Below are 23,862 nucleotides of genomic sequence, written 5' to 3' on the forward strand. Positions count from 1 at the left end.
AACATGGGTTATGGAGGGTATGCATGAAACAGTGGATGAAGCAAGTCGCGGTTGCTGCATGGCTATGGGCGATTCCATTATTTCTGACGAGCAATGCGAATGCCGCGTCACTCGGCCGAATTGAAGTTAACAGTCGGCTGGGGGAACCGTTTTATGCAGAAGTTCCACTTGAACTGGATGCGGATGAGGTTGCATCCAGAGTCCTTGTTGAAATTGCTGATGGCGGCGATTACCGGATTTTCGAGGTTTATCGTGATCCGGTACTCGACGCCATTCGTGCTGATATCGTGAGTGATAAACGCGGCACCCGTGTAGAGCTTTCATCCCGTACCAGTATCAACTCACCGTTTTTTAATCTGGTTCTGAAGATTCGGACCGGCCGCGTTTCTCACTTCCGCAAATATCCTGTCATGATCGATACGGCCAAAACGGCTGAGGTGGCAGCACGTGCGCCGCAGGCGGATGCCGTTCAGCCGGCAGATAACCAGCCGATCAATCCCGTGACCACAACCACGGGGCAGGTGGCCGCTGTCGAAACAAAAGAGGCTGCTCCCCAGCCGGGTCCTTGGGCAAGAACAGATACCTACGGACCTATTGTGCGGGGCGACTCTCTTTCAGTCATTGCCAGCCGCCTGCGCACGGATGACCGCTACAGCGTTAATCAGGCCATGGTTGCCCTGTTCGAGAAAAATCGCGACAAGTTTGACAAAGAGAATATGAACCTGCTGATGGCCGGCAGTGTTCTCAAGGTGCCAACCGCAGCTGAGGTAGAGAGTCACTCGGCTGCCGAGGCTCGCAAGATACTGCGTGAGCATGAGAAAGCATGGAAAGAGCTGGTTGAGCAGCCACGCTATGCTGTCGCAGCCGAAGAGCAGCGCACCCGCTATACAAAACGCATCAGTGTCGGTGAGCAGGCAACTGGCGGAACGGCTGCTCCGGCTCTAACCCCTGAAGCCGAGAGTCGCACCGAGCCGGTATATCAGCCTGTCACCGCGACTTCTGCAGAAACTGACGCCGCTGTCGCCAGCGCTGAACAGCCATCCGCCGATACCACCGAGAAACCGGATACGGCAGCCATTGACGCAGCCCGTGAACGTGCGTTGCTTGACGCGGCGCGTGAGCAGACCGATCAGATTCTGGGCAAGATTGAGCAGAAAAATGACCAGCTGCAGGAGCAGCTTGATAAGAACAACCAGAACATGGAGGCCCTCAGCAACAAGATCGATTCTCTTGCCGTTGAAGCTTCCAAGGCCCGCATTGACAAGCTTGAGATTCTGATTGCGCGTTTGCAGAGCCAGCTTGAGAAAGAGCGTCAGCCGGTTGTTCAGCAAAATGCATCCGGCCTTGGTGACTGGGTTGCATGGCTTCTGGCAACAATAGTACTCGCTTTGCTGGCTGTGGTTGTCGTATTGCTCCGTCGCGAGCCTGCTCACCCGGCAACTGTCGCTGGCCTTGCTGAACAGGCCGTTGAAACAGAGAAGGAGGCCCCGGTCGCTCAGGAGGCAGGTGATCTCCTCGCCGCTGCAATCGAAGAGGAAGTGGCTGCTATCGAGAGAGATGACAGCAAGCCAAATGCTGTCGACAGTCTCGTGGATGCGCTGACCGATACCGACACGACCGAACTGGATTCCTTTGATGAGTCGGCTCAGGAGCCTGATCCGAATGTGGATTATCTCTCCGAAGCAGCGGTTTATATCCGTTACGGCATGGCGGATGAGGCGCTTCAGCAGCTGGATATGGCGCTGCGTCTGAATCCTGCCAATGTGGATGCACACATCAAAAAGGCTGAAATTCTGCTTGGAAATGATGATCGTAAGGGCTTTGAGGCAGCTGTTGCTCTTGCCAACCGGTCACTTGCAGCCGCACAGGTTGTACAGTTCAGACAGGCCGTTGCAGGCCTGGGTACGGATACAGGTGTCAAGTCGCCGGTTCAGGTTGTGGCGGATGATTTGCCTGCGCTTGATGATGTGGCGACTGATACCCTTTTGCTGGATGAGGCTGATGTTGATGATCTGCCAATCGAGTTTGAAGTGGATGATGATGCGGCTGCGGTTGAATCACAGCCACAGGTTGCCGCTGCATCTGGTGATGAAGGTGGCATGGACTGGTTGTTCGACGAGTCCTTTGACAACGCAGGCGAAGGCGCTGTCGATGCAACGCTGCACCTGAATGATCTGCTCGGTGAATTTCCTGTTGAGCAGGCGGTTGCAGCAGAGCCTGCTGCTGCCGCAGCAGCACCTGTCGCTGCCCCAGTGTCATATGAGAGCGAAGAGGAAAGTGCACTCGATTATCAGGTAAGTGCGACGCTCGAGCTTGATAATCTTCTCCAGGCCTTTGCTGACGAAGCGGATGAAGAAGAATCTGTCGATGCTCATGCACAAGAAGAGATCGCACCTGTTGTAGCTGATCGTCTTGAGGTTGATGCACCATCATTTGAAGCCCCATCTTTTGAGTTCCCTTCATTCGATGCTCCGGTAGCAAGTCAGCCGCAAGCGGCAGCCAGCTCATTTGTTGCCGAGAGAAGTGTAAAATCGGCTGAGGAAATCGCGGATGAAGAGATGGGCGCAACCATGCGCCTGGATCAGTTGCTCGGAGAGTTTGATTTCGGTGATGACGAGCTGATCAATTTTGATGAGGAAGCGGAGCTGGATAGCTCGACCTTCTCTGTCGCTGATGTTGACTATGCATTCGATGACTCTGCTGCCGAGTTTGATCATGGCGCCACTCAGGAGCTGGACAGTCTGCTCAGTGAATTCATCAAGGCTGAAGTCGAGCCTGAGGCTGCACCGGTACAGCCTTCCTTTGCTGCACCTGCCTCGCCGGTTGTTAAAGAGCCAGAGGCTGCCGGGCAGAAAGAGCTGATTGATGCGGCTGCAGAAGAGTTCCATGCTCCGGTTGACGAACTTGACTGGCTCTCCGACGGTGCTGCGGATGTGGAAGAGAGCACATTCTCCGAGCTGACCTCGGCGGATGAAGTGGCTGAGGTTTCTGCGTCAGAGGATGATTTGGCCCTGACCGGCGCAGACGATGCAGCGGATGAATTTGACCTGTTGCAGCGTGATCTTGCCGCCGGCAAGAGCGATGAGACGGATCTTTCATTTGCGCTTGAAGATGTCAGTGATCTCGATGAATTCGATATGCTGCAGAGCAGTTCAGTTCATAAAGATGACCAGAAGGATGCTACCGAAGAGCTTGGTTCGCTGCTGAGTGGCTTTGCCGAAGATGATCAGAAGGATGCCACCGAAGAGCTTGGTTCACTGCTGAGCGGCTTTGCCGAAGACGATCAGAAGGATGCCACCGAAGAGCTTGGTTCACTGCTGAGCGGTTTTGCCGAAGACGATCAGAAGGACGCCACCGAAGAGCTTGGTTCGCTGCTGAGCGGCTTTGCCGAAGACGATCAGAAGGATGCCACCGAAGAGCTTGGTTCACTGCTGAGCGGCTTTGCCGAAGATGATCAGAAGGACGCCACCGAAGAGCTTGGTTCGCTGCTGAGCGGCTTTGCCGAAGATGATCAGAAGGATGCTACCGAAGAGCTTGGTTCACTGCTGAGCGGCTTTGCCGAAGATGATCAGAAGGATGCCACCGAAGAGCTTGGTTCACTGCTGAGCGGCTTTGCCGAAGACGATCAGAAGGATGCCACTGAAGAGCTTGGTTCACTGCTGAGCGGTTTTGCCGAAGAAGAGAAGCCGGATAGTGATACCGCTGCAGAACTGGATGCGCTGATCAGCAAGTTCAATGAAGGCGATGAAGATGACTTCCTCAACTATTATGCCGAACAGGGGTCTATGGATGGGTTGGATCATCTCGATTTTGATCAGCCTTCCAGTGCTGCGGATAAAGGCAAAAAGAAAAGCTGAGCTGGTTTGATTCTGCTGTTTGATTCGAACCGGTTTATGGATAGTCAACGAGGGCAGCCTGAAAAGGCTGCCCTCTTGCATGATTGCCCTTTTGCATGATTAAATCAGTGCTGCTGTCCAGATTGTATTTGGCACATCCGGTTGCACGTCTGCTGGCTGGCATGGGATTGCTGATACCGGCAATACTCAGTCACTCTGTCTTCGTTACGCTGTTTCTGGCACTTGCCGGTGCCTCTCTTATCCGTCTCTTCGATGGCAGCTGGCTGGCAATCCACCGGCTTGTTCGCATGCTTGGCTGGTTTGTCATCCCGATTTTATTACTGCACGCACTGCTTTCTCCCGGGCAGCTGATCTTTCCGGGAACCGGGTTTCCGGTCACAAGGGAAGGGTTGTGGCATGGGGGTTTGCTTAGTAGTCGTCTGGCAGCCATCTTCATCATGGCACTGGTATGGTTCCGCCTCTGTTCTCACTCCGAGTGGCTGGGGATGATCGCTTCGGTTCCGCTGTTTGGAAGAAAGTTGCTGCCTTATTTGTTGATGATGAGACCATTGCATGCAGAAATTCGCATGCGTTTGCAACTGATTCACCGCCAGTATCGCCTGCGCAGACGCTGGCGTGATGTGCCGGATCTGCTTCTGTCCGCCTGCCAGCATGCGTTGTCGACTGCGGCGCCGGTGGCCAGGGTATTGTGGTTGCGCTGGCCTGAAAGTATTGATTTTAATGCGGGTCATGATGCGAAGGGGTTGTTCAATATCGAGACTATGGCCGTGGCCGGATTCGGGTTGAGCACTCTGCTGATATTTGTCATAGCTGGAGGATGATCACCATGCAACGTATCGCAATGGCGGTGGAGTTTGATGGACGCCCATTTCATGGTTGGCAGCAGCAGGATCATGCCAGCACTGTGCAGGGGAGTTTGCAGGATGCCTTGCAGTCCATTGAAGGACGTACTGTATCGACGGTTGCTGCCGGGCGCACCGATGCGGGCGTGCACGGGGAGGCTTTGCTGGTGCATGCGGATGTGTCGGCCAGTCGCTGGCAGCGCTCTCATCGAGCCTACCTGCATGGCTGTAACAGCAGATTGCCTGATTCGGTTCGAGTGGTGGGGGTGCGTGCCGTCGAGGCCGATTTTCATGCCCGCTTTGATTGTCGGGGGCGCTCATATCGCTATCAGATCTGGAACAGGCAGACGGCCCCGGCGTTGCAACAGTGGCGTCACTGGTGGCTGCCAAGGCAACTGGATATCGGGCTGATGCAACAGGCGGCTATGCATTGCCTTGGCAAGCATGACTTCAGCGCTTTGCGGGCAGCAGGATGTCAGGCAGCGCATGCCGAAAAGGAAATTCGTATGCTTGAGGTGAGCCGGGACGGATATTGTATCCATATCCAGGTTGCTGCTGATGCCTTTCTGTATCATATGGTGCGAAACCTGGTTGGCAATTTGGTAGAAGTGGGGGCCGGCAAACGAACACCGGATGATTTTGCCAGCCTGTTGGCCAGTCGTGATCGTCAGCGTGGCGCTGCCACTGCACCTGCACATGGCCTCTATTTTACCAATGCATTTTATGATGATTTTAATGCCCGGGACCTGATCGCCGGATGCGACTAATTTGCCGGGGCGGCAGTGGTAAGGGGAATATGCGGCGACCATGCATGGTTGCGACGGGGGCACTATGAGGGCGTGGGCCGATGAATTTCCACTCGATGAGGGGCTGATTTATCTTAATCATGCAGCTGTGGGGGTATGGCCAAGACGAACAAGGGATGCGGTCAGTGCCTTTGCTGATGAGAATATGTATCGCGGTGCAGCCGGCTATCCGGCGTGGCTGAAGGTCGAGCAGCGACTGCGTGAGCAGTTAAAGGGAGTGCTGAATGCGGAGTCGGCAGATGATATCGCGCTTTGCAAAAATACCTCTGAGGCACTTTCGCTGATCGCATACGGGCTGACATGGCGGGCGGGTGACAACATCGTCACCAGTAACCAGGAATTTCCTTCAAATCGTATTGTCTGGGAGTCACTGTCCCGGGCCGGTGTCGAGTTGCGGCAAGCCGATATTTCAGTTGATGACCCGGAAGGGGCGATGCTTGCCATGTGCGATGCGCGGACCCGATTGCTTACGGTCAGTTCGGTTCAGTATGCCAGCGGTTTGCGTATGAATCTGGAGGTGCTGGGGGATTACTGCAGAGAGCACTCTGTGCTGTTTTGTGTCGATGCTATTCAGAGCCTGGGGGCGCTGAAGTTCGATTTGCAACATTGTCATGCGGACTTTGTCGTCGCTGATGCCCATAAATGGTTGCTGGGGCCGGAGGGGTTGGCTCTGTTCTACTCTTCTGCTGAGGCCCGGGAGCAGCTTGGCTTGCAGCAGTACGGCTGGCATATGGTTGAACATGTGGGGGACTTTGATCGTTTGACGTGGTCGATTGCTGACTCTGCACGTCGTTTTGAGCCGGGTAGCCCGAATATGCTCGGTATTCATGCTTTGCATGCCAGTCTTTCATTGTTTGAGGAGGTTGGCATGGCAGCGGTTGAAGCCGAAGTTCTGGATCGAGCGAACCGGTTGATGCGCTGGGTTGAAGATGAGGCGGAGTTACAGCTGGTCACCCCGCCTGATTCTCTCAGATATGCAGGCATTGTCAGTTTTCGCTGTAGAGAACTTGATGCTGTCGGGCATATGCAGTTATGGCAGGCGTTAATGCGGGCCGGGCTCATATGTGCCTGCCGCGCCGGTGCCATCAGGTTTTCACCGCACTTCTATTCGAATCTCGAACCATTGGCCGGGGTCTGGTCGCAGGTGAGAAGCTCCCTTCGTTAGGGAGATGCTGATTTATTGCCTCCTGGCAAAAATCAGTTCGCAAAGACAAAAGCGTGACAAAGAGGCAGGAAGCCGATTGGACGGCCAAAGGCCGCCCGCAGGGCGAGGGCATGATGCCCGAGTCATTTTGTCTTTGCTTACAAATCAGACACTTACGCGCCTGATTTGGCGAGCCATCCATGGCTCGCTCGGAAGCGCCTAATTAATCAGCGCTTCCTTAGGGAGATGCTGATTTATTGCCCTCCTGGCAAAAAATCAGTTCGCAAAGACAAAAGCGTCCATGGCCCGCCCGGAATTGCCGGATTAATCAGCGATTCCTTAAGTCGAATGGGTGATTCGCTCAGTGCTCCATGGCGGCTGTGGAGAATGCGCCGGTTGTCCCCCGGGAATCCGTGTGTAATTTCGAGCGACTGATCCATGCTGTTGTGTAGCCGTATTTCGCTGCGAGCTCATTCATTCGCAGTGTGGCTTCGGCCGGAGTGGGGAAGCCGTCGATATAGACTCTGTACCAGATATGACTGGCCACAGAAACCTTTTTGATGGCAGCCATGTCTCCCTCTTTGCCCATGCGGTTCACTTCCAGGTCAGCCAGTTCACGGTCCCTGAATGAGATCAGATTAATGCGCCATGCCGGTGTCAGCAGGACTGTCCCTGAGCTGATTTCGTATGCGTGTGTCGACTCTTCTTCAGGATCGAGCGGGCTATTAATGGTCACCACTGACGATGGGGCTTCATTCATCCGGGCGGTATCAGCGGTATCAGCGGTATCAGCGGTAGCAGCGGTAGCAGCGGTAGCAGCGGTAGCAGCGGTAGCAGCGGTAGCAGCGGTAGCAGCGGTAGCAGCGGTAGCAGCGGTAGCAGCGGTATCAGCGGTAGCAGCGGTATCAGCGGTATCAGCGGTATCAGCGGTATCAGCGGTATCAGCGGTATCAGCGGTATCAGCGGTATCAGCGGTATCAGCGGTATCAGCGGTATCAGCGGTATCAGCGGTATCAGCGGTAGCAGCGGTATCAGCGGTATCAGCGGTAGCAGCGGTAGCAGCGGTAGCAGCGGTAGCAGCGGTAGCAGCGGTAGCAGCGGTAGCAGCGGTAGCAGCGGTAGCAGTGGCAGCAGCGGTAGCAGCGGTAGCAGCGGTAGCAGCGGTAGCAGCGGTAGCAGCGGTAGCAGCGGTAGCAGCGGTAGCAGCGGTAGCAGTGGCAGCAGTGGCAGCAGTGGCAGCAGTGGCAGCAGTGGCAGCAGTGGCATGTTCATGAGGCTGTTTGTCAGCTACAGGAGGGATCTGGCCGGCAACAAAGGCGGCCGGAGGTGCGGTATGGCCGGATGAATGTGTGCCGGACGACAACAAGGTTCCGGAAATGGTTGCGATAACGGCAAGTCCGCCCACTGCAAGGGCTAATGTTGTCAGAAATGCCCGGCCGTCGTTGTGAATGTGGGTGGCTGCTTCGGGATGGGTGGCCGGGGGGGCAGCATGTGCGGTCAGCTCATCAACTGCTGAGGCGGCAACAGAGGCTGGCGGAGTATCATCATCGAGTGCATGAAATGCCTCCTGCATCTGGGAGAACAGATCCTCAGCACTGGAGTCCATTTCATCACTAAAGGCGTCGGAATTTCCTGCTTTGGGGAAGATGGGGGAATCGTCATGGTCATCTAAATGAGGTGGAACTGGACCTGCCGGCATACTTGCTCCTTTTCATGCGTTCAGACGACAGCCGGAGTTCCCGATGGACGCCATGGCCGATCTTGCTGCAATGATGCCGTAGCGGTGTCGATACGTCCACTTGCAAGGCATAAAAAATCACCGGATAAAATGGCGATTAACCGTTATGAAATAAATACCTCCGCAATACATGGGGTGCTTGTACGGGTATTTCTTTTTTGCCGGATTCCGCTTGCAGCTTTTCCAATACCATCAGCTGCGCTAGGGTTGGCGCGCTGGCGGGTGAGTCATGGGCTTACCCGTTTTCTCTGTCTGGAACCGTAACTTCCCCAAGGAGTCGCTGAGAACATGCCACGTCGAACGGATATACAATCCATAATGATTTTGGGGGCAGGGCCGATTGTGATCGGTCAGGCCTGCGAGTTTGATTATTCCGGTGTTCAGGCCTGCAAGGCACTGAAAGAGGAAGGGTTCAGGGTGATCCTTGTGAACTCCAATCCGGCAACCATCATGACCGACCCTGAATTCGCCGATGCCACTTATATCGAGCCTGTTACATGGGAAGTCGTGGCCAACATCATTGAGAAGGAGCGTCCTGACGCCATCCTGCCAACGATGGGCGGTCAAACAGCATTGAACTGTGCTCTGAATCTGCATCAGAACGGTGTGCTGGAGCGTTTCGGTGTTCAGCTGATTGGTGCTCAACCGGAAGCCATCGACAAAGCCGAGGATCGCGGGCTGTTCAAACAGGCCATGGATCGTATCGGCCTTGAGATGGCGAGAGGTGGTTTTGCCCACTCATTGCCGGAGGCGCGTGCACTGGCAACAGAGATCGGCTATCCGATTATTATCCGCCCCTCCTTTACGCTTGGTGGTTCAGGTGGCGGTATTGCCTACAATCAGGAAGAGTTTGAGCAGATTGCCAGCTCAGGCCTTGAAGCATCCCCGACCTCGGAGATTCTTGTCGAGGAATCCATCATCGGCTGGAAAGAGTACGAGATGGAAGTGATGCGTGATCATGCGGATAACTGCGTGATCATCTGCTCTATTGAAAACTTTGATCCGATGGGTGTTCACACAGGTGACTCCATTACTGTTGCGCCGGCGCAAACGCTGACCGATAAGGAGTATCAGCGTATGCGTGATGCTTCGATCGCAATTCTGCGTGAGATCGGTGTGGAAACAGGCGGGTCGAATGTACAGTTTGCCGTGAATCCGGTCGATGGTCGTCTGATTGTTATCGAGATGAATCCGCGTGTATCGCGTTCTTCTGCACTGGCCTCCAAGGCAACCGGATTCCCGATTGCCAAGATTGCCGCCAAACTTGCAGTGGGCTATACGCTGGATGAGATTCGCAATGATATTACCGGCGAGACCTACGCTGCGTTTGAGCCAACCATTGATTATGTGGTGACCAAGCTGCCACGCTTTGCTTTTGAGAAGTTCCCCGGTGCCGATGTTCGTCTGACCACTCAGATGAAGTCTGTGGGTGAAGTGATGGCCATTGGCCGCAGCTTTACCGAGTCGCTCGGCAAGGCAATGCGTGGCCTTGAAACCGGAACCAGCGGTTTTGATCGTGTCATTCCGGACGATGTGGATCGTGACCGTTTCCTGCAGGAAAAACTCACTGTGCCTGGCGAGCAGCGCCTGTGGTGGGTGGGTGAAGCCCTGCGTTTGGGTGCTGATGCAGGATGGTCCGAGCAGCGTGTGTTTGAACTGACCCGCATTGACCCGTGGTTTTTGCGCGAGATCAATGCTGTCATTGATCTGGAACGCTCCCTTTCCGGTCGCAGCGCTGCTTCATTGTCAGCAGAAGAGTGGCTGAATGCCAAGCGAGAGGGCATCTCCGATCAGCATCTTGCCGGCCTGATGGCAACCACTGAGCGTGAAGTGCGCCAGCTCAGACAGCAGGCAGGTGTTCGTCCGGCATTCAAGCGCGTGGATACCTGTGCCGCCGAATTTGAGGCGCACACCCCGTATCTCTACTCCACCTATGAAGAAGAGTGCGAGTCCCGGCCTACAGATAGCAAGAAAATTATGGTGCTTGGCGGTGGCCCGAACCGTATTGGTCAGGGTATCGAGTTCGATTACTGCTGCGTGCATGCCGCTTTCGCGCTCTCCGATGATGGTTATGAAACCATTATGGTGAACTGCAACCCTGAAACGGTTTCGACCGATTATGATACATCGGACCGACTCTATTTTGAGCCGCTGACATTTGAAGATGTGATGGCAATTGTCGATGTGGAAAAACCGGATGGTGTGATTGTTCAGTTCGGTGGTCAGACACCTTTGAAACTGGCTGCTGCGCTGGAAGAGGCCGGAGTACCCATCATTGGTACCAGCCCTGATATGATTGATCTGGCTGAAGATCGTGAGCGCTTCCAGAAGCTGCTCCATGAACTTGGACTCAGGCAGCCAGAAAACGGGACTGCCCGTTCTACTGAAGAAGCTGTGGCTGTGGCTGCGCGAATCGGGTATCCGGTGGTCGTACGTCCTTCCTATGTGCTTGGCGGTCGTGCCATGCAGATCGTTCATGATGAAAAAGGGCTGCTGCGTTATATGCGGGAGGCCGTGCAGGCATCACCGGATCACCCGGTACTGCTTGATCGCTTCCTTAACTCTGCCATTGAGCTGGATGTCGATGCGCTGGCTGACGGAACCCGCGTTGTGATTGGCGGCATTATGGAGCATATCGAAGAGGCAGGTGTTCACTCCGGCGACTCAGCCTGCTGTTTGCCTCCGCATTCGATCTCCGAAGAGATTACCAGTGAGGTGCGCAGGCAGACTGAAGCACTCGGACTGGCACTGAATGTGAAGGGACTGCTGAATATCCAGTTTGCTGTTCAGGGTGAGACCATCTATGTACTAGAGGTCAATCCGCGCGCATCCCGTACCGTACCGTTCGTATCCAAGGCAACCGGCAAGCCGCTTGCCAAGATTGCCGCCCGTATTATGGCCGGCCAGTCACTGGATGAGCAGGGAATCACTGAAATTCCGCAGCCTTCTACATTCAGAGCGGTGAAAGAGGCGGTATTCCCGTTTGTGAAGTTCCGTGGTGTTGACCCGTTGCTGTCACCCGAGATGAAGTCGACCGGTGAGGTGATGGGTATTGCCGAGGTGTTCCCGGCTGCCTTTTCCAAGGCTCAGCTGGGTGCCGGTCAGCGCCTGCCGGAACGTGGTACCGCCTTTATTTCGGTAAAAGATGCTGATAAGGATGGGGCGGTACAGATTGGCCGCATTCTCTCCGGGGCTGGCTTCACCCTGCTGGCGACCAGTGGTACCTATGCGGCCCTGGTCAATGCAGGCATTGAAGTACAGTCCGTTCCCAAGGTGATGGATGCTGCGCGGCCCCATATTGTTGATCGCCTGATCAATGATGAGGTCGACTTTATCGTCAATACAACCGAAGGGGCGCAGGCGATTCATGACTCGAAGTCCATTCGTCAGGCGGCCCTTGAGCGCGGTATCGTTTATTTTACCACCATGGCAGGCGGACTGGCGGCAGCCAGTGCAATGGCCGGTCATTTCGATGTGACAAAGGTGAAGAGTATTCAGGAATATCACAGAAAAGGTTAATCATTTTGCAGTACCGGAACGGGAGGCGATCCTTTGCCTCCCGTTTCTATTTTAACCACATCAACCAAGGAGAGTTAGTTGGAACGTGTTCCCATGACCAAAAGCGGTGCTGAAACATTGAGACAGACACTGGCATATCTCAAGGGTGAAAATCGCCACCGGATTGTTGCGACTATTGAAGCTGCACGTGCGCACGGTGACCTGTCAGAGAATGCCGAATATCATGCTGCCAAGGAAGAGCAGGGGCTGAATGAAAGCCGCATTACTGATATCGAAGACAAATTGGCCAGAGCACACATCATCGAGCCATCCACGATCAAGGCAGAGAAGGTGGTGTTTGGTGCCACTGTTGAGCTGATCGATGTGAATACCGGTACCGAGGTGGTTTACCAGATCGTTGGTGTTGATGAGGCTGATATCGAGAAGGGAAAAGTATCGATTACCTCTCCGATCGCCCGTGCCATGATCGGCAAGGAGCTCGGTGATGTCGCTGTGGTTCAGGCGCCCGGTGGCGAGCGTGAGTTTGAAATTCAGGCGATTGATTATATCTGATGGTCTCGGAAAAAGTCCATCGTGGCCCTTTTCCTCCACGGAAAGCGAAAGGTGTGATGTTCACTTTCCTTACAAATCAGATGCTTGCACTGCAAGTATCTGATTTGCGCGCCCGTCCATGGGCGCGTTGATGACTTCATTCGAAGTCATCATATCTGATCATCCTGTTGCGATAGCCGCTTGTGCTCACGGCTTGATCGGTGTGGCATGGGGCGGCTTCGTTTTTTCATAGTGATGATGATCTGCATCAAGTGAGGCAGCCTGGTGAAGGTCGGGAGGTAGTATGAAAATGACTTGCTTGCGTGCCGGCGCAATTCGATTGTGTCTGGCCATGATGCTGGCTCTGCTGGTGATACCGGGATATATCGTCGCACCTGTTCTGTTTGCCGGGGCCGGCAGTCAGGCGCTTGCCGGCGAGCTGGCCGGCAGAATTTTTCATCTTAGTCTGGTTACATTGCTGTTTCTGGCGGCTGCTGTGGCCTCATTCTGGTGGCGGATGCAAAGTGACGGTCAGATTATCGGCCGGCGCAGCTGGATATTGCTGGCGGCTCTTTGTCTGCTGGTGGCCATCAATGTGTTTGGACTGGCCCCCCTGATGGCAGATATCAAGCACCAGATGGGGCCCATTGATCTGATTCCGAAAGACAATCCGCTGCGTCAGAAATTTGGTATGTGGCATGGCATCAGTGCGGTATTGCACCTGCTGGCAAGCATTGTGGCTGCGATGCTCGTTGCCACATCTCCGATCGGAAATGACTCGAAGAAGGGCACATGTCCGTCTTTATAGCCTGGCTCCGGGAATGGCTGGCAGACACAGAGCTGGTCATGCTTCTGTCCTCGCTGCTGGTCATTTTCCTGTTGCTGATGCTGCTGATTCCGGTATTGGCTCCGCTGCTGTTTGCTATTGCTGTGGCTTATGTGCTCGATGGTGTGGTCGAGTTGCTGAGGCGCTGCCGGATTCCGCGCATGCTGGCCATTGCCATGACCGTTGGAAGCGCGCTGTTGTTGTTGCTGTTTGCACTGTTAACGGTGATGCCTCTGCTGACCGCACAGATCGGCAGGCTCGTGTCGCACGCACCGCAGTATGTACAGTCGTTGCGCGATATGCTGCAGCAGGTGCAAACCAACCATGCAGAGTGGATTAATCCCGACTACCTGCAGCAGGTCATCGCCGCGCTGGCAGCAAAGATGCAGGAGTGGGGCGGGGCCCTGCTGAAGTTTTCCATCGCATCCATACCCGGCATGATCACGTTGCTTGTTTATGCAGTACTGGTGCCGGTGCTGGTTTTCTTTCTGCTTAAAGATAAACATCAGATCATTGCCTGGGCACAACAGTTTCTTCCTCGTGAGCGTACACTGCTGCAGCGGGTATGGGCCGAGCTTGATACACAGATCGGTAATTATATTCGCGGCAAATTTTGGGAAGCTTTCGTGGTAGGGTTGGCCATGTGGCTGAGCTATTGGCTTATGGGTCATGATTACGCCCTGTTGCTTGGGGTGCTGACCGGTTTGTCTGTATGGGTGCCGTTTGTCGGCATGGCCGTGGTCACGGTGCCGGTTGTTCTGCTCTCCTATTTTCAGTGGGGGTGGGGAGAAACCATGGCGTATGGGGTATTGGCCTATCTGGTTGTGCAGACGATCGATGCCAATCTGATTGTGCCGTGGCTGTTCTCGGAAATTGTCAATTTGCATCCGATAGCCATTATTGTTGCAATTCTGATGTTCGGCAGTCTTTGGGGTATTGTCGGTGTGATCATCGCCATACCGATGGCGGCTCTGGTCAAGAGCGTCGTTTCCATTGTGTTGGAGCGCAGGCTGGCAGGCGCTGAAAAAGGCTGACGTTGACAGCAGGGGGCTGCCTTTTAGGCTGCACCCATCTTGCGATGGCTGTGAATTTCATCACCCTGCCTGTAGTTGACATCGATATACTGTTTCGGTGTTCACGCTGCGGTGTATCAGGGGGGTGCAGATTTGTTGCCATCCTGACAAAAATCAGTCCGCAAAAGCAAAAGCGTGATTTTGCCTTTGCTTACAAATCAGGCACTTGCGCGCTCGATTTGGCGGGTCGTCCATGGCCCGCAAGGAAGAGCTGAATGATCAGCACCTCCTTGGAGTCACACAGCTTGGCTGCAGTCTGATTTGCAGATGTAATACGGATAGCAGTTTCAGGAAGGGAATCAATGAACCAGAATGGATCAGACAAGAGCGTGAATGACGTTGAGCAGGAGATCCTGCTGAAGACGGAAATGGAAGAGTTAAAACGCGATATGCGTTCGGCTCAGTGGCAGGATTGGGCCAAAAAGAACCAGCAGTCACTGGTGGTTGCTTCATTGCTGCTGGCTGGTGGTCTGGTCGCCGGCGGTATGTGGCTGGAGCATAGCCGCTCGCAACAGGCTGCTGCGGCAACCCTCTATCAGCAGGCCGTGAATGAGGAAGACAAGGCGAAAAAAAGCGCCTATTTTAACAGTCTGGTGTCAGGATTTTCTTCAAGCAGTTATGCGGCACTGGCGCAGATGCAGCTGGCTGTGGTCGACGCCGGACATGCCGAAGAACACCTGAAGGCACTGGAGCATCACCCGGCTGCGATGGATGAATGGAAGTGGCAGGCCCGCCTTGACCTGGCCAGCATGAAAATCGAAGCCGGTGATAACGCTGCCGCAGCCACACTGCTGCAGGAGCCGGTGGGTAAAGAGTATCAGCAACTGCGCTATTACCTGCTTGCTTCCATTGCAAAAGATGCGGATGAGAAAAAGCAGCAGCTGCAAAAAGCTCTCGATGCCGCTTCACCGGATGAGCAGCTGAAGCAGAAGATTCAGAAACAGCTCGCTCTGCTTGCCTCCTGATGGCTGTTATGAAGCGCACATCTACGACCTTGCTGTTAAGCCCGCTTCTGGCGACTGTGCTGCTTGCCTCGGGCTGTTCTGCGATGAATACGCCTGAGCAAGCCGCTGCCTCGTCAGAGATCGCCAAAAATGCTGCTGTCGTTCTGCGTAGTGCACCGATTGAGCTGGTCTGGCGAAACAATCTTGACCAGCGGCAACCTGCCTCGCCGCCCGGATTCAGTCTTCCGGCTGTGATTACGACGCCGGAGGGCGATCTTATCATTGCCGGGGCACAGGATAACCGTGTCAGAGTATATCGCGACAACGGCAGTGAGCAGCAACGCATCAGCATTGAGGCAGCGGGTGAGTCCGGTGCGCTGCAGCTGGATAACGGGCTGGTGGTGCTTGGTGATGTTGCCGGTAACCTCTACGGTCTGGATTTGAAGACGTTTGCGATCAAATGGCGCTATGCCCTCGGTTCTGCCCTGATCGGGCGCCCGGTAGCGGTCGATCACGACTTTATCATCCAGGCAGCAAACAATCAGATATACCGATTCACAGCCAACGGTAACAAGGTATGGAGTTTTTCAGGCAACCTGGGTGGGCTTGGCATGCATCTCACACCATCTCCGGCTGTCTATGAAGATCACGTCTATGCCGCACTCAGCAATGGTGATGTGGTCGCCATGAGGGCCGGCGATGGCGGCTTTTTGTGGAAGCGGCAGATGGTGTTGAATAACGATGCTGCCGTTCTGAGTGAATTGAAGGTGCCGGTTGCCTCGCCTGTAGTGATTCCTGCCGCCCAATCAGGGCGTGATGAAGATCTTCTTGCTGTATCGCTGTTTCAGGGGGAGCTGAGCTTTCTCTCCCTGCAGGATGGCAGTCAGCTCAGGGCCCGTCACCTGTCAGTAAAGTCAACTCCATTGCTGATTGGTCAGCGCCTGTTTGTGGCGGACACGGCCGGTTCTGTCAGTGCCCTGGATGCGGGCAGTGGTGAAACCCGGTGGAAACTGCAGCTAAGCAAGGGTGAATTAACAGGCCCGGTCCTGTCGCAGGGGATGCTTTGGCTGGCGGATGATCAGGGTAAGGTTTACCGAATAGATCAGGAAGGTCACCTTTCCGGTCAGATTGAACTCTCCGGCCGCATTGATCGTGCTCCGGTTGCTACCTCCGGCGGTGTGCTGGTGAGGAACAACCTGGGCGTGCTCTATATGCTGCGCTAATCAGGACACAGGATACCACATGAGCGGAAACACCATTTCGAATGACCGGCCGGCTGACAGGCTTCCCGGCCGGCTACCGGTCGTAGCGATCGTCGGACGACCCAATGTCGGTAAATCCACGCTTTTTAACCGGCTGGTTGGCAGAAGGCAGGCGATAGTGGGCGATCGCCCGGGCGTTACAGTTGATCGCCTTGAAGGGGAGTGTTTGCTCGGGGCACGCCATGTTGTGCTGGTTGATACCGGCGGTATCGGAGAAGGAACGCATGATGTGATGCAGCCGGCCATCGACAGCCAGGTTGAGGCTGCACTTGAGATTGCCGATATTGTTCTTTTTGTTGCTGACGGGCAGGCAGGGGCGACAGGTGTCGATGGACTGATTGCCGATAAACTTCGCCGTCAGGGAATCCCGGTGCTGCTGGTGGTAAACAAGGCCGAGCGTTTCTGTAGTGCTGTTGATTTTTACTCATTGGGCATCGCTGAGCCGCTGCCTGTCTCTGCGGTTCATGGCCAGGGCATTCCTGAGCTGATTCAGCGGCTTGAATCGATTCTGCCACCGGTCGTTGAAGGGCAGGAAGAAGAGGAGGGCGAAGAGCCGCTGGCAAATATTGCGGTGATCGGGCGTCCGAATGTGGGTAAATCAACACTGATTAACGCCTGGCTTGGTCGTGAGCGCATGGTGGTGAGTGCGATTGCCGGGACGACTCGCGATGCGATTGATTCCACGGTTCCCTACAAACATGGTGTTGTCCGCCTCGTCGATACAGCGGGGCAGCGTAAGCATGGTCGCATTAGCGATGTGATTGAGTTTGTGGCCCGGGTAAAGGCTGTGCAGGCCTTTAAGCGTGCGGATGTGGCTGTCATGCTGCTTGATGGCGGTGAGGGAATTGTTGAGCAGGATATGCGCCTGATGCAACTGGCACAGGATGAAGGGTGTGCACTTCTGGTGGCTGTGAACAAGCTGGACCTGCTGACCGAGCAGGACTGGAAGTACTACGCAGAACGTCTTCATTTCCGTATGCGGGCTCTTTCCGATGTGCAGGTGTTTCGCATTACTGCAAAAGAGGGTAAAGGGGTTAAGAAACTGTTGGATGAAGCGGTCAGGGCTGCTGCACGCAACCATTTCCGTCTTGGCACCGGTGAGCTGAATCGCTGGCTGACAGCTGCTCAGGAAGCCCAGCATCCGCCGGGCACGGATGGCGCCATTGTGCGCCTGAAATATGCTTCCCAGACGGGAACCAATCCCCCTTCGATCAAGATCTTCTGTAACCGACCGACAGCACTGAAAACAAGCTATCGTCGTTATCTTGAGCAATCGTTCCGAAAATCATTCAACCTTGCCGGTGTACCGGTCCGTTTTTCATTTTCCTCCAGCAAGAACCCGTATGTGGACAAGAAGGATTAACGTTCAGACATGTTGAGCGATATTTTTTACGCCATGCCCGGGGTCATGTAGTCCATGCGAAGTTTCGAGGAGACGCGTACGATTGCATGCTCGCCGGCAAAAATGTTTGCCGTGGTTATGGATATTGAGCGCTACCCCGATTTTCTTCCCTGGGTGGCCGGGGCGACAGTTTTAACTCGCCAGGATGGGCAGCTGACGGCTGAACTTGTGGCTGATCTTGCCGGCACCCATCACAAATTCAGGACAGTCGATCGTTTTGTGAACAATAAACTGGTCGAAATTCGTCTGCTCGATGGTCCATTCCGCTTTCTTGAAAGTGTCTGGACGTTTGAGGTGGCGGGTGAAGATCGCTGTAAGGTTCACTTCTCAATTGAGTTCGAATTTCGCAGCATGATGCTTGATCTTGTTGCCAGTCCAATTTTTTCAACTGCGTGCAAATCGATGGTTCAGGCCTTTGAAAAGCGCGCAATGTCGGTGAATTGATGCGTATTACAGTCGTTTATGCACTTCCTAATGAGCAATACCTGCAGACCTTTGATGTGGTGGAGGGGACGACGGCAGAAGAAGCTGTGAAGATGTGCGATGTGATGACCAAACATCCAGAGATTAATTTGTCTGCCAACAAGCTGGGGATATTCGGGAAGCTGGTGCCAGCTTCACAACCGTTGCAGTCCGGTGACCGGGTGGAAATTTATCGGGCATTGCCGCGTAAGCCGCGTGATGCGCATGCCGTGGAAGACAAAAAGTCCCGTATTCGGGCGCGTAAGGAAAGTCGCGGCAGTGAGGATGCTTAAGGAAGCGCTGATGTGTCGGCGCTTCCGAGCGCGCCACAATCCGGCGAGCTGCAGAATGCAGCGAATCAAGTCAAACGCGCAAGACCTTGATTTATAAGCAAAGATAAAATGCCTCGGGCATCATGCCCTCGCCCTGCGGGCGGCCGTTGGCCGTCCAATCGGTTCATGCCTCTTTGTCACGTATTTGCCTTTGCGAACTGATTTTTGCCAGGAGGGCAATCAATCAGCATCGCCTTAGTGATCTGATAGCTGGCTGGATGCCGGTTTATCAACATCACCATCACCGTTCAATGCTCATGTTCCTGAAGTTCCACAGATCGATCCCTGTTAACCCGCTGGTTGCAGGAGTGGCTGCAATTTTCTGGTGGACGTTCTTCACCGTTATGGTGGGATTCTTGTTTCCCTCCGCATGATTTGTGTTGTCATCAGCAGTGAGGATGTTCATTTCATCCTGATCATCATAACAACCCGGGATTAAAAGCATCAATTTTTCACCTGAGCAGGCACGTGTTGGCAGGCCGGATCATGAAGGCTCTGGTACGCATGCAGATATTGATCGCATTGATGTAACCGGCTGTTGAGCGTCAGCTGACGGGTATGTATGGCGGTGGCTATTTTCTGCATTGATATGCCGATGGCAGCTATGTCGCCTGCCTGTTTTGGTGGTTGAAAGTGGAAGAGGGGAGTGTGCTCATGTCAGTGATTGTGACTTATGCCTCTGTCTATATATCATGTTATACATGAGTGATATGCCATAACATGTTGATCATAAAGTTTTTTTCCTGATAAGATGTAATTCCTGTATATGATGCACCTATATCGCTGTGCTGAAGGAGTTAAATATGAATGATGTATTCCTTAGAAAGTTTCAGTTTTATGGTGCCATTATCTTCGTTGTTTCCCTGCTTGTAGTGCTGGAAATAATGAATCGCTGATTCATGGGTGGCCGGCATCTGTCTGGCTGCCCATACAGTTTTGCTTACCAGAGACGAGCGCTGCTATATGTTGTGTGATCAGATATTGAGCGCCGTTCACCAATCAGCCACTATAAGCCGATGTATCAGTATATGGCGCTTCCGCTGTCTGCGGTAAAGGGAATTGGTCCGTCGCTGGAGAAGAGGTTGCACGGCCGCGGCATTGACTGCATTGGTAATCTTCTTCTGCATCTTCCGTTAAATTATATTGATGACCGTCGAGTCTCACCGATTTCCTTGCTGCGTGAAGGCGAGTCCGGCCGTATTGAGGGACGGATCATCAGCAAAGAGGCTCGTGGCTATGGCAAGGACAGGCAGGTATGGATCCGCCTTGCCGATGATCATGGGCAAATTCGCCTGAATTTTTTTCATGCCGGTTTTATGATGGGTGATGCCCGTCTGACTGAGGGACGGCTGATTTCTGTTCGAGGTGTTGCCGAACGATGGCAGGGGCAATGGCAGATGACGCATCCGGAGTGGTGTGTTGCAGAAGCATTCGAGCCGGGCTATCAGCCGCATTACGGGGCATTGGCCGGGTTAAGTGGCAAACGTATCGGCACGATGATCCGGCAGGCGTTGCTGATGTTGCCTGCGACTGCCACCAGTCCGCTCGATCACATATTAATGACACAATACCGCATGCCCTCTCTAAGACAGGCATTGCTGCAGTTGCATCAGCCGCACGCAGCCGACAGTGACATGCTTCGCCATGCATCTTCACGGCTTAAAAGCGAAGAGATTATTCTGTATCTGTTGCTGATGCGGGATAAGAAGCGGCAAGCCGATTGTCCGGGAATTTTGCTTGCATCACAACGGTTGAGCAGTGAGCTGCTTGAGCAGCTGCCTTTTCCCCTGACCGATGCACAGCAGTCAGCGTGGCAGGATATATCCGCCGATATGACATCAGGCCGTCGAATGCACCGCTTGCTGCAGGGGGATGTGGGGGCCGGTAAAACGTGGGTTGCCGCATTGGCCATGGCCTCTGTGGCTGGCAGTGGCTATCAGGCGGCGCTGTTGGCACCGACCAGCGTATTGGCCAGCCAGCATGCTATCACGTTGCGCGAGCTTCTGATGCCGCTGGGGCTCGATGTTGCGTTATTAACCGGCAGTACCCGGGCTGCCGAGCGCAGAAAGATTCTGGCCGCTCTGGCCAGCGGCAAAATCAGTCTGGTAGTGGGTACCCACGCCTTGCTGACAGATGATGTCTGCTTTGATCATCTGGCACTGGCGCTGGTGGATGAGCAGCACCGCTTCGGTGTCAGGCAGCGCTGGGCTCTGGCTGAAAAAAGAAAGCCGGATCATCAGGCGGTGCATCTGCTTGCCATGACTGCTACGCCAATTCCGCGCACGCTTGCGCTTGCGCTCTACGGCGATATGGATCTCTCAATGATGCGCGGTATGCCTCCGGGTCGGAAACCTATTGAAACACGCGTGATCAGCGCAGATAAAATGCGGCCTCTGGCTGACGGTATGCAGCGAATGCTCGATGTGGATGGTCGAATTTACTGGATTGTCCCGCGCATTGATGAGGATGACGATGGCATCTCTGTGGATCAGCGGGTGGAGCTGCTTAAGGGCTATTTCCCTGCCGCCGGTGTGCTCGGCCTGCACGGGCGCATGAAGGCCTCTGTCAAGGATGAAGTGCTGCAGGCATTCGCATCCGGTGCATGCAAGATCCTTGTTTCCACGACCGTGGTAGAGGTTGGCGTGAACGTACCTGAGGCGCGACTGATGATTGTTGAACAGGCTGAGTCGTATGGTCTGGCGCAGCTGCATCAGTTGCGCGGACGGGTAGGGCGCTCATCCGAGCAGGGGTACTGCATGCTGATCGCCGGTAAGCAGGCAAGTCAGTCATCACTGGGCCGGCTTCAGCAGCTGGTTCGTAGTCATGACGGCCTGGAGCTGGCGGAGGCTGATCTTGCCATGCGTGGCAGTGGTGACGCGATCGGTACCCGTCAGCATGGTGATGCAGGCTTCAGACTGATCAATCTGGCCGGAGATGGAGAGCTTATTCGCCAGTGGTATGAACATTTACCGGATTTCGCAGCTGATGAAGCGATGTTGCGATTCTGGCGCCCGTTCGCGGATTCAGCAGATTAGGAGGGGGCGTCCTGAAAAAAGGTATTGGCGCAGTCGTTAAAGCGTGTGCACCGTATGATGCAGTGATGAATCGGCAAGGTGACAGGCCAGAGAGGCAAGGGCACTGGCAAGGACGGATGCACCGAGTGCAAGCTGTTCCGGCGATGTGTATTCGTCAGGTGAGTGGCTGATGCCACTGCGACAGGGGACGAAGAGCATGCCGACAGCAATACTGCTGCCATTGTTTCTCTGAAAACGATGCAGCGCGGCAACATCATGCCAGGCACCACTGGCCAGCGAGGTCGTGGAAGCATCATGTGCATGGCAGCAGTCGTTTAACAGTTGCTGCAGTCCGTGATCCAGGGCGGGGATACCCTCCACAACAGAGAACTCATCGATCTCGACGGTAATGCCGAATTCAGCTGCTGTTTGCCTGATAACATCGCATGCATCCTGAGAAAAATTATGAACTTCCAAGCTGTTGCAACCACGGACTTCATGTGAAAAGTAAGCGTAGCCACTGACTTTGCTAACGGCATTGTTGTAGATCTTCGCTATCGAGTCGTTCAGGTCCCTGCTGGCATTGACCACACCAACGGTCTGAACAAGGTCTGCGCCGGCAGTGATAGCTTCGCTGAGCAGTTGGTCCAGGCGAACCTGCATATAAGCCATGGCTAGGTTGGCATCCCGCCTCCATGTCGTTCCCATGGGGGTAGCGCCTGAGTGATCAAAGGCGCCTTCAAGATGGACCCAGCGACGGCTGGAGCCACGGATACCGGTGACAATACCGAGATCAAAATTCCCCTGCTCGAGTATGCTTCCCTGTTCAATATGGAGCTCGATATGGGCCACAATGCCATCAAGTTCATTTAAGCTGATGAGCGGCAGGCCGGCTCTGATGGCGCCGGGGTTACCACCCTGGGAGGTGATGGCCTCCGCCAGCGTGCGATTTTGATAGGTTCGGGTCAGCACGGCAGGATCAAGCAGCCCGAGGGCTGCCCGGGAGCCGGCAGAAACGGTGCCAAAGGTCGATGACTCCTCACCACGCCAAATGCGCAGGCGCAATCCGCGTTGTAAAGGCAGTGGTCGCTGGAAGATGGCTGTGATGGCGGCGAGCCCCGCAACCACACCGGCCGTGCCATCAAAATTGCCTCCCCCGGGTACTGTGTCCATGTGCGAACCTGTTTCCACCCATTCTGCAAACATCCCCGGTGTTTCAATGATGAGATTGCCAACAGGATCGCGGCGTGAAGTCAGGCCGGCAGCCAGAGCGGCGCTCTCAATATGCTGCATCGCCAATGACTCTTCGTCAGACCAGGGTGCACGCAGAAATCCGGCGCCCGGACCAAGGTTGCCGATGCGATCAATGACCCGGTAGAGCCCGGAGATGGTTGCGGCAGGGATATCAAAGCGATGAGGCATGAGGGATAATCAGTCAGCTGTCTTGCTGTTTGTGGCATTGGGCAGATGATCGATGCCATCTTCGATCAGGCAGCGCATCTCTTCGAGCGCATCCCGGTTGTCGGCCTCGATGAGTCCGATGATAAAGTTTTCAATCGTACGGGGAAGTATGGTCGGTTCTTCGACGGTGCCGCGCGAATAGATAATGAAGCCGTTGAGAAACGCCTCGAAATGCTCATCGGAGAGTTTCTCATAGTTTTTATTTTGTGAGCCGGCCATAAATGCCTTGATCTGGCTGCTGCTGAATTCTAAATCAGCGAGCTCGAAAATCTCCTTCACTTCAAAGTGCTTGAGATTGTTGGCGATGCATATTTTTTTTAGAATATTGTTATTGGTCAAGGGTTTGCTCCGGCTTGATTAATGTATCACATAGGTGTGAAAAGCGGTGGTGAGAGTGATTGCCGTCGCCACGATACATTTGAATCGGCGAAAATAACAGGTATGAGGGTGGTGGACTGAAAGCCGGCAGCGTCAACTTGATTGCATGAAGACGGATACGGATCGCTTCAGTCCGACAGGCACCTAGGAGTCTGCGCGGCAGAAGCTAGTGCTGATCGTATGATTCATGTTTAGGATGAAGCATGAGTACGAGTTATCGCCCCTACCACCCTGATCAGTCGCTGTTGTTGCCGCCATCGTTATCGGATTG

At 54.3% G+C, this 23,862-nt stretch carries 18 protein-coding genes; 14 read left to right on the forward strand and 4 right to left on the reverse strand.

Translation table 11 applies throughout. The features are described 5' to 3' along the window. The first annotated feature begins 23 nt into the window (after window positions 1-23). The 4 genes from FEF65_RS06970 to FEF65_RS06985 all read left to right on the forward strand — a co-directional run bounded on the left by FEF65_RS06970 (window position 24) and on the right by FEF65_RS06985 (window position 6,670). Window positions 24-3,857, forward strand: coding sequence for a type IV pilus assembly protein FimV (locus tag FEF65_RS06970; protein WP_138239081.1), 3,834 nt, complete (start codon window positions 24-26; stop codon window positions 3,855-3,857). Between the two features lie 95 nt (window positions 3,858-3,952). Further along, window positions 3,953-4,678 carry an energy-coupling factor transporter transmembrane component T family protein gene (locus tag FEF65_RS06975; RefSeq protein WP_138239082.1) on the forward strand — a complete coding sequence of 242 codons (726 nt, stop codon included), beginning with the start codon at window positions 3,953-3,955 and terminating at the stop codon, window positions 4,676-4,678. 5 nt (window positions 4,679-4,683) lie between these two features. After that, window positions 4,684-5,466, forward strand: a complete 783-nt coding sequence (gene truA / locus FEF65_RS06980; protein WP_238701239.1) for a tRNA pseudouridine(38-40) synthase TruA — start codon at window positions 4,684-4,686, stop codon at window positions 5,464-5,466. A 64-nt stretch (window positions 5,467-5,530) separates the two neighbouring features. Beyond that, window positions 5,531-6,670, forward strand: coding sequence for an aminotransferase class V-fold PLP-dependent enzyme (locus FEF65_RS06985; RefSeq protein WP_138239084.1), 1,140 nt, complete (start codon window positions 5,531-5,533; stop codon window positions 6,668-6,670). A 340-nt stretch (window positions 6,671-7,010) separates the two neighbouring features. Here FEF65_RS06985 and FEF65_RS06990 read toward each other — a convergent pair whose 3' ends face one another. Continuing rightward, window positions 7,011-8,255 carry an SPOR domain-containing protein gene (locus tag FEF65_RS06990; RefSeq protein WP_138239085.1) on the reverse strand — a complete coding sequence of 415 codons (1,245 nt, stop codon included), beginning with the start codon at window positions 8,253-8,255 and terminating at the stop codon, window positions 7,011-7,013. A 420-nt stretch (window positions 8,256-8,675) separates the two neighbouring features. On the opposite strand from FEF65_RS06990, the gene carB reads away from it, so the two are divergent. From carB to FEF65_RS07035, 9 genes are all read left to right on the forward strand, one after another. Beyond that, window positions 8,676-11,906 carry a carbamoyl-phosphate synthase large subunit gene (carB, locus tag FEF65_RS06995; RefSeq protein WP_138239086.1) on the forward strand — a complete coding sequence of 1,077 codons (3,231 nt, stop codon included), beginning with the start codon at window positions 8,676-8,678 and terminating at the stop codon, window positions 11,904-11,906. 93 nt (window positions 11,907-11,999) lie between these two features. Next, on the forward strand, window positions 12,000-12,458 hold the full coding sequence (greA, locus tag FEF65_RS07000; RefSeq protein ID WP_420813962.1) for a transcription elongation factor GreA: 459 nt from the start codon (window positions 12,000-12,002) through the stop codon (window positions 12,456-12,458). Between the two features lie 283 nt (window positions 12,459-12,741). Beyond that, window positions 12,742-13,245: a DUF4149 domain-containing protein gene (locus FEF65_RS07005; RefSeq protein WP_138239088.1), complete on the forward strand. Its 504-nt coding sequence runs from the start codon at window positions 12,742-12,744 to the stop codon at window positions 13,243-13,245. Further along, window positions 13,230-14,297 (forward strand): AI-2E family transporter, encoded by a 1,068-nt coding sequence (locus FEF65_RS07010; RefSeq protein ID WP_138239089.1) that lies wholly within the window; start codon window positions 13,230-13,232, stop codon window positions 14,295-14,297. The genes FEF65_RS07005 and FEF65_RS07010 overlap by 16 nt, the downstream gene beginning before the upstream one ends. A gap of 341 nt (window positions 14,298-14,638) precedes the next feature. Continuing rightward, a complete protein-coding gene (locus tag FEF65_RS07015) occupies window positions 14,639-15,301 on the forward strand; it encodes a tetratricopeptide repeat protein (protein ID WP_138239090.1) in 663 nt (220 codons plus the stop codon). Between the two features lie 8 nt (window positions 15,302-15,309). Next, window positions 15,310-16,503, forward strand: a complete 1,194-nt coding sequence (locus tag FEF65_RS07020; protein WP_238701241.1) for an outer membrane protein assembly factor BamB family protein — start codon at window positions 15,310-15,312, stop codon at window positions 16,501-16,503. Window positions 16,504-16,522: 19 nt separating this feature from the next. After that, window positions 16,523-17,905, forward strand: a complete 1,383-nt coding sequence (gene der / locus FEF65_RS07025; protein WP_138239092.1) for a ribosome biogenesis GTPase Der — start codon at window positions 16,523-16,525, stop codon at window positions 17,903-17,905. Between the two features lie 54 nt (window positions 17,906-17,959). Next, window positions 17,960-18,388: a type II toxin-antitoxin system RatA family toxin gene (locus FEF65_RS07030; protein ID WP_138239093.1), complete on the forward strand. Its 429-nt coding sequence runs from the start codon at window positions 17,960-17,962 to the stop codon at window positions 18,386-18,388. After that, window positions 18,388-18,699, forward strand: a complete 312-nt coding sequence (locus tag FEF65_RS07035) for an RnfH family protein (RefSeq protein WP_138239094.1) — start codon at window positions 18,388-18,390, stop codon at window positions 18,697-18,699. The genes FEF65_RS07030 and FEF65_RS07035 overlap by 1 nt, the downstream gene beginning before the upstream one ends. Before the next feature lie 280 nt (window positions 18,700-18,979). On the opposite strand, the gene FEF65_RS07040 is transcribed toward FEF65_RS07035, so the two are convergent. Continuing rightward, complete coding sequence (locus FEF65_RS07040; protein ID WP_138239095.1) at window positions 18,980-19,183, reverse strand: hypothetical protein; 204 nt, start codon at window positions 19,181-19,183, stop codon at window positions 18,980-18,982. 571 nt (window positions 19,184-19,754) lie between these two features. Between FEF65_RS07040 and FEF65_RS07045 the strand changes: the two genes are divergently transcribed. After that, the gene (locus tag FEF65_RS07045) at window positions 19,755-21,773 is read left to right on the forward strand and encodes an ATP-dependent DNA helicase RecG (protein ID WP_138239096.1); all 2,019 of its coding nucleotides are present in this window, start codon (window positions 19,755-19,757) and stop codon (window positions 21,771-21,773) included. A 36-nt stretch (window positions 21,774-21,809) separates the two neighbouring features. Here FEF65_RS07045 and FEF65_RS07050 read toward each other — a convergent pair whose 3' ends face one another. Together FEF65_RS07050 and FEF65_RS07055 are read right to left on the reverse strand one after the other, a co-directional pair. Further along, window positions 21,810-23,174, reverse strand: a complete 1,365-nt coding sequence (locus FEF65_RS07050) for a hydantoinase/carbamoylase family amidase (RefSeq protein ID WP_138239097.1) — start codon at window positions 23,172-23,174, stop codon at window positions 21,810-21,812. A 9-nt stretch (window positions 23,175-23,183) separates the two neighbouring features. Then, window positions 23,184-23,552 carry a DUF1456 family protein gene (locus tag FEF65_RS07055; protein ID WP_138239098.1) on the reverse strand — a complete coding sequence of 123 codons (369 nt, stop codon included), beginning with the start codon at window positions 23,550-23,552 and terminating at the stop codon, window positions 23,184-23,186. Between the last annotated feature and the right edge of the window lie 310 nt (window positions 23,553-23,862).

This window comes from Mariprofundus erugo (assembly GCF_005818865.1).
In the GTDB taxonomy this organism is placed as follows: domain Bacteria; phylum Pseudomonadota; class Zetaproteobacteria; order Mariprofundales; family Mariprofundaceae; genus Mariprofundus; species Mariprofundus erugo.

What these genes read in the sequence shown, in the direction of transcription:
- FEF65_RS06970 (WP_138239081.1), top strand. Translation starts at nt 24, where the DNA reads ATGAAACAGTGGATGAAGCAAGTCGCGGTTGCTGCATGGCTATGGGCG.
- FEF65_RS06975 (WP_138239082.1), top strand. Translation starts at nt 3,953, where the DNA reads ATGATTAAATCAGTGCTGCTGTCCAGATTGTATTTGGCACATCCGGTT.
- truA (WP_238701239.1), top strand. Translation starts at nt 4,684, where the DNA reads ATGCAACGTATCGCAATGGCGGTGGAGTTTGATGGACGCCCATTTCAT.
- FEF65_RS06985 (WP_138239084.1), top strand. Translation starts at nt 5,531, where the DNA reads ATGAGGGCGTGGGCCGATGAATTTCCACTCGATGAGGGGCTGATTTAT.
- FEF65_RS06990 (WP_138239085.1), bottom strand. Translation starts at nt 8,255, where the DNA reads ATGGACTCCAGTGCTGAGGATCTGTTCTCCCAGATGCAGGAGGCATTT.
- carB (WP_138239086.1), top strand. Translation starts at nt 8,676, where the DNA reads ATGCCACGTCGAACGGATATACAATCCATAATGATTTTGGGGGCAGGG.
- greA (WP_420813962.1), top strand. Translation starts at nt 12,000, where the DNA reads ATGACCAAAAGCGGTGCTGAAACATTGAGACAGACACTGGCATATCTC.
- FEF65_RS07005 (WP_138239088.1), top strand. Translation starts at nt 12,742, where the DNA reads ATGAAAATGACTTGCTTGCGTGCCGGCGCAATTCGATTGTGTCTGGCC.
- FEF65_RS07010 (WP_138239089.1), top strand. Translation starts at nt 13,230, where the DNA reads ATGTCCGTCTTTATAGCCTGGCTCCGGGAATGGCTGGCAGACACAGAG.
- FEF65_RS07015 (WP_138239090.1), top strand. Translation starts at nt 14,639, where the DNA reads ATGAACCAGAATGGATCAGACAAGAGCGTGAATGACGTTGAGCAGGAG.
- FEF65_RS07020 (WP_238701241.1), top strand. Translation starts at nt 15,310, where the DNA reads ATGAAGCGCACATCTACGACCTTGCTGTTAAGCCCGCTTCTGGCGACT.
- der (WP_138239092.1), top strand. Translation starts at nt 16,523, where the DNA reads ATGAGCGGAAACACCATTTCGAATGACCGGCCGGCTGACAGGCTTCCC.
- FEF65_RS07030 (WP_138239093.1), top strand. Translation starts at nt 17,960, where the DNA reads ATGCGAAGTTTCGAGGAGACGCGTACGATTGCATGCTCGCCGGCAAAA.
- FEF65_RS07035 (WP_138239094.1), top strand. Translation starts at nt 18,388, where the DNA reads ATGCGTATTACAGTCGTTTATGCACTTCCTAATGAGCAATACCTGCAG.
- FEF65_RS07040 (WP_138239095.1), bottom strand. Translation starts at nt 19,183, where the DNA reads ATGCTTTTAATCCCGGGTTGTTATGATGATCAGGATGAAATGAACATC.
- FEF65_RS07045 (WP_138239096.1), top strand. Translation starts at nt 19,755, where the DNA reads ATGTATCAGTATATGGCGCTTCCGCTGTCTGCGGTAAAGGGAATTGGT.
- FEF65_RS07050 (WP_138239097.1), bottom strand. Translation starts at nt 23,174, where the DNA reads ATGCCTCATCGCTTTGATATCCCTGCCGCAACCATCTCCGGGCTCTAC.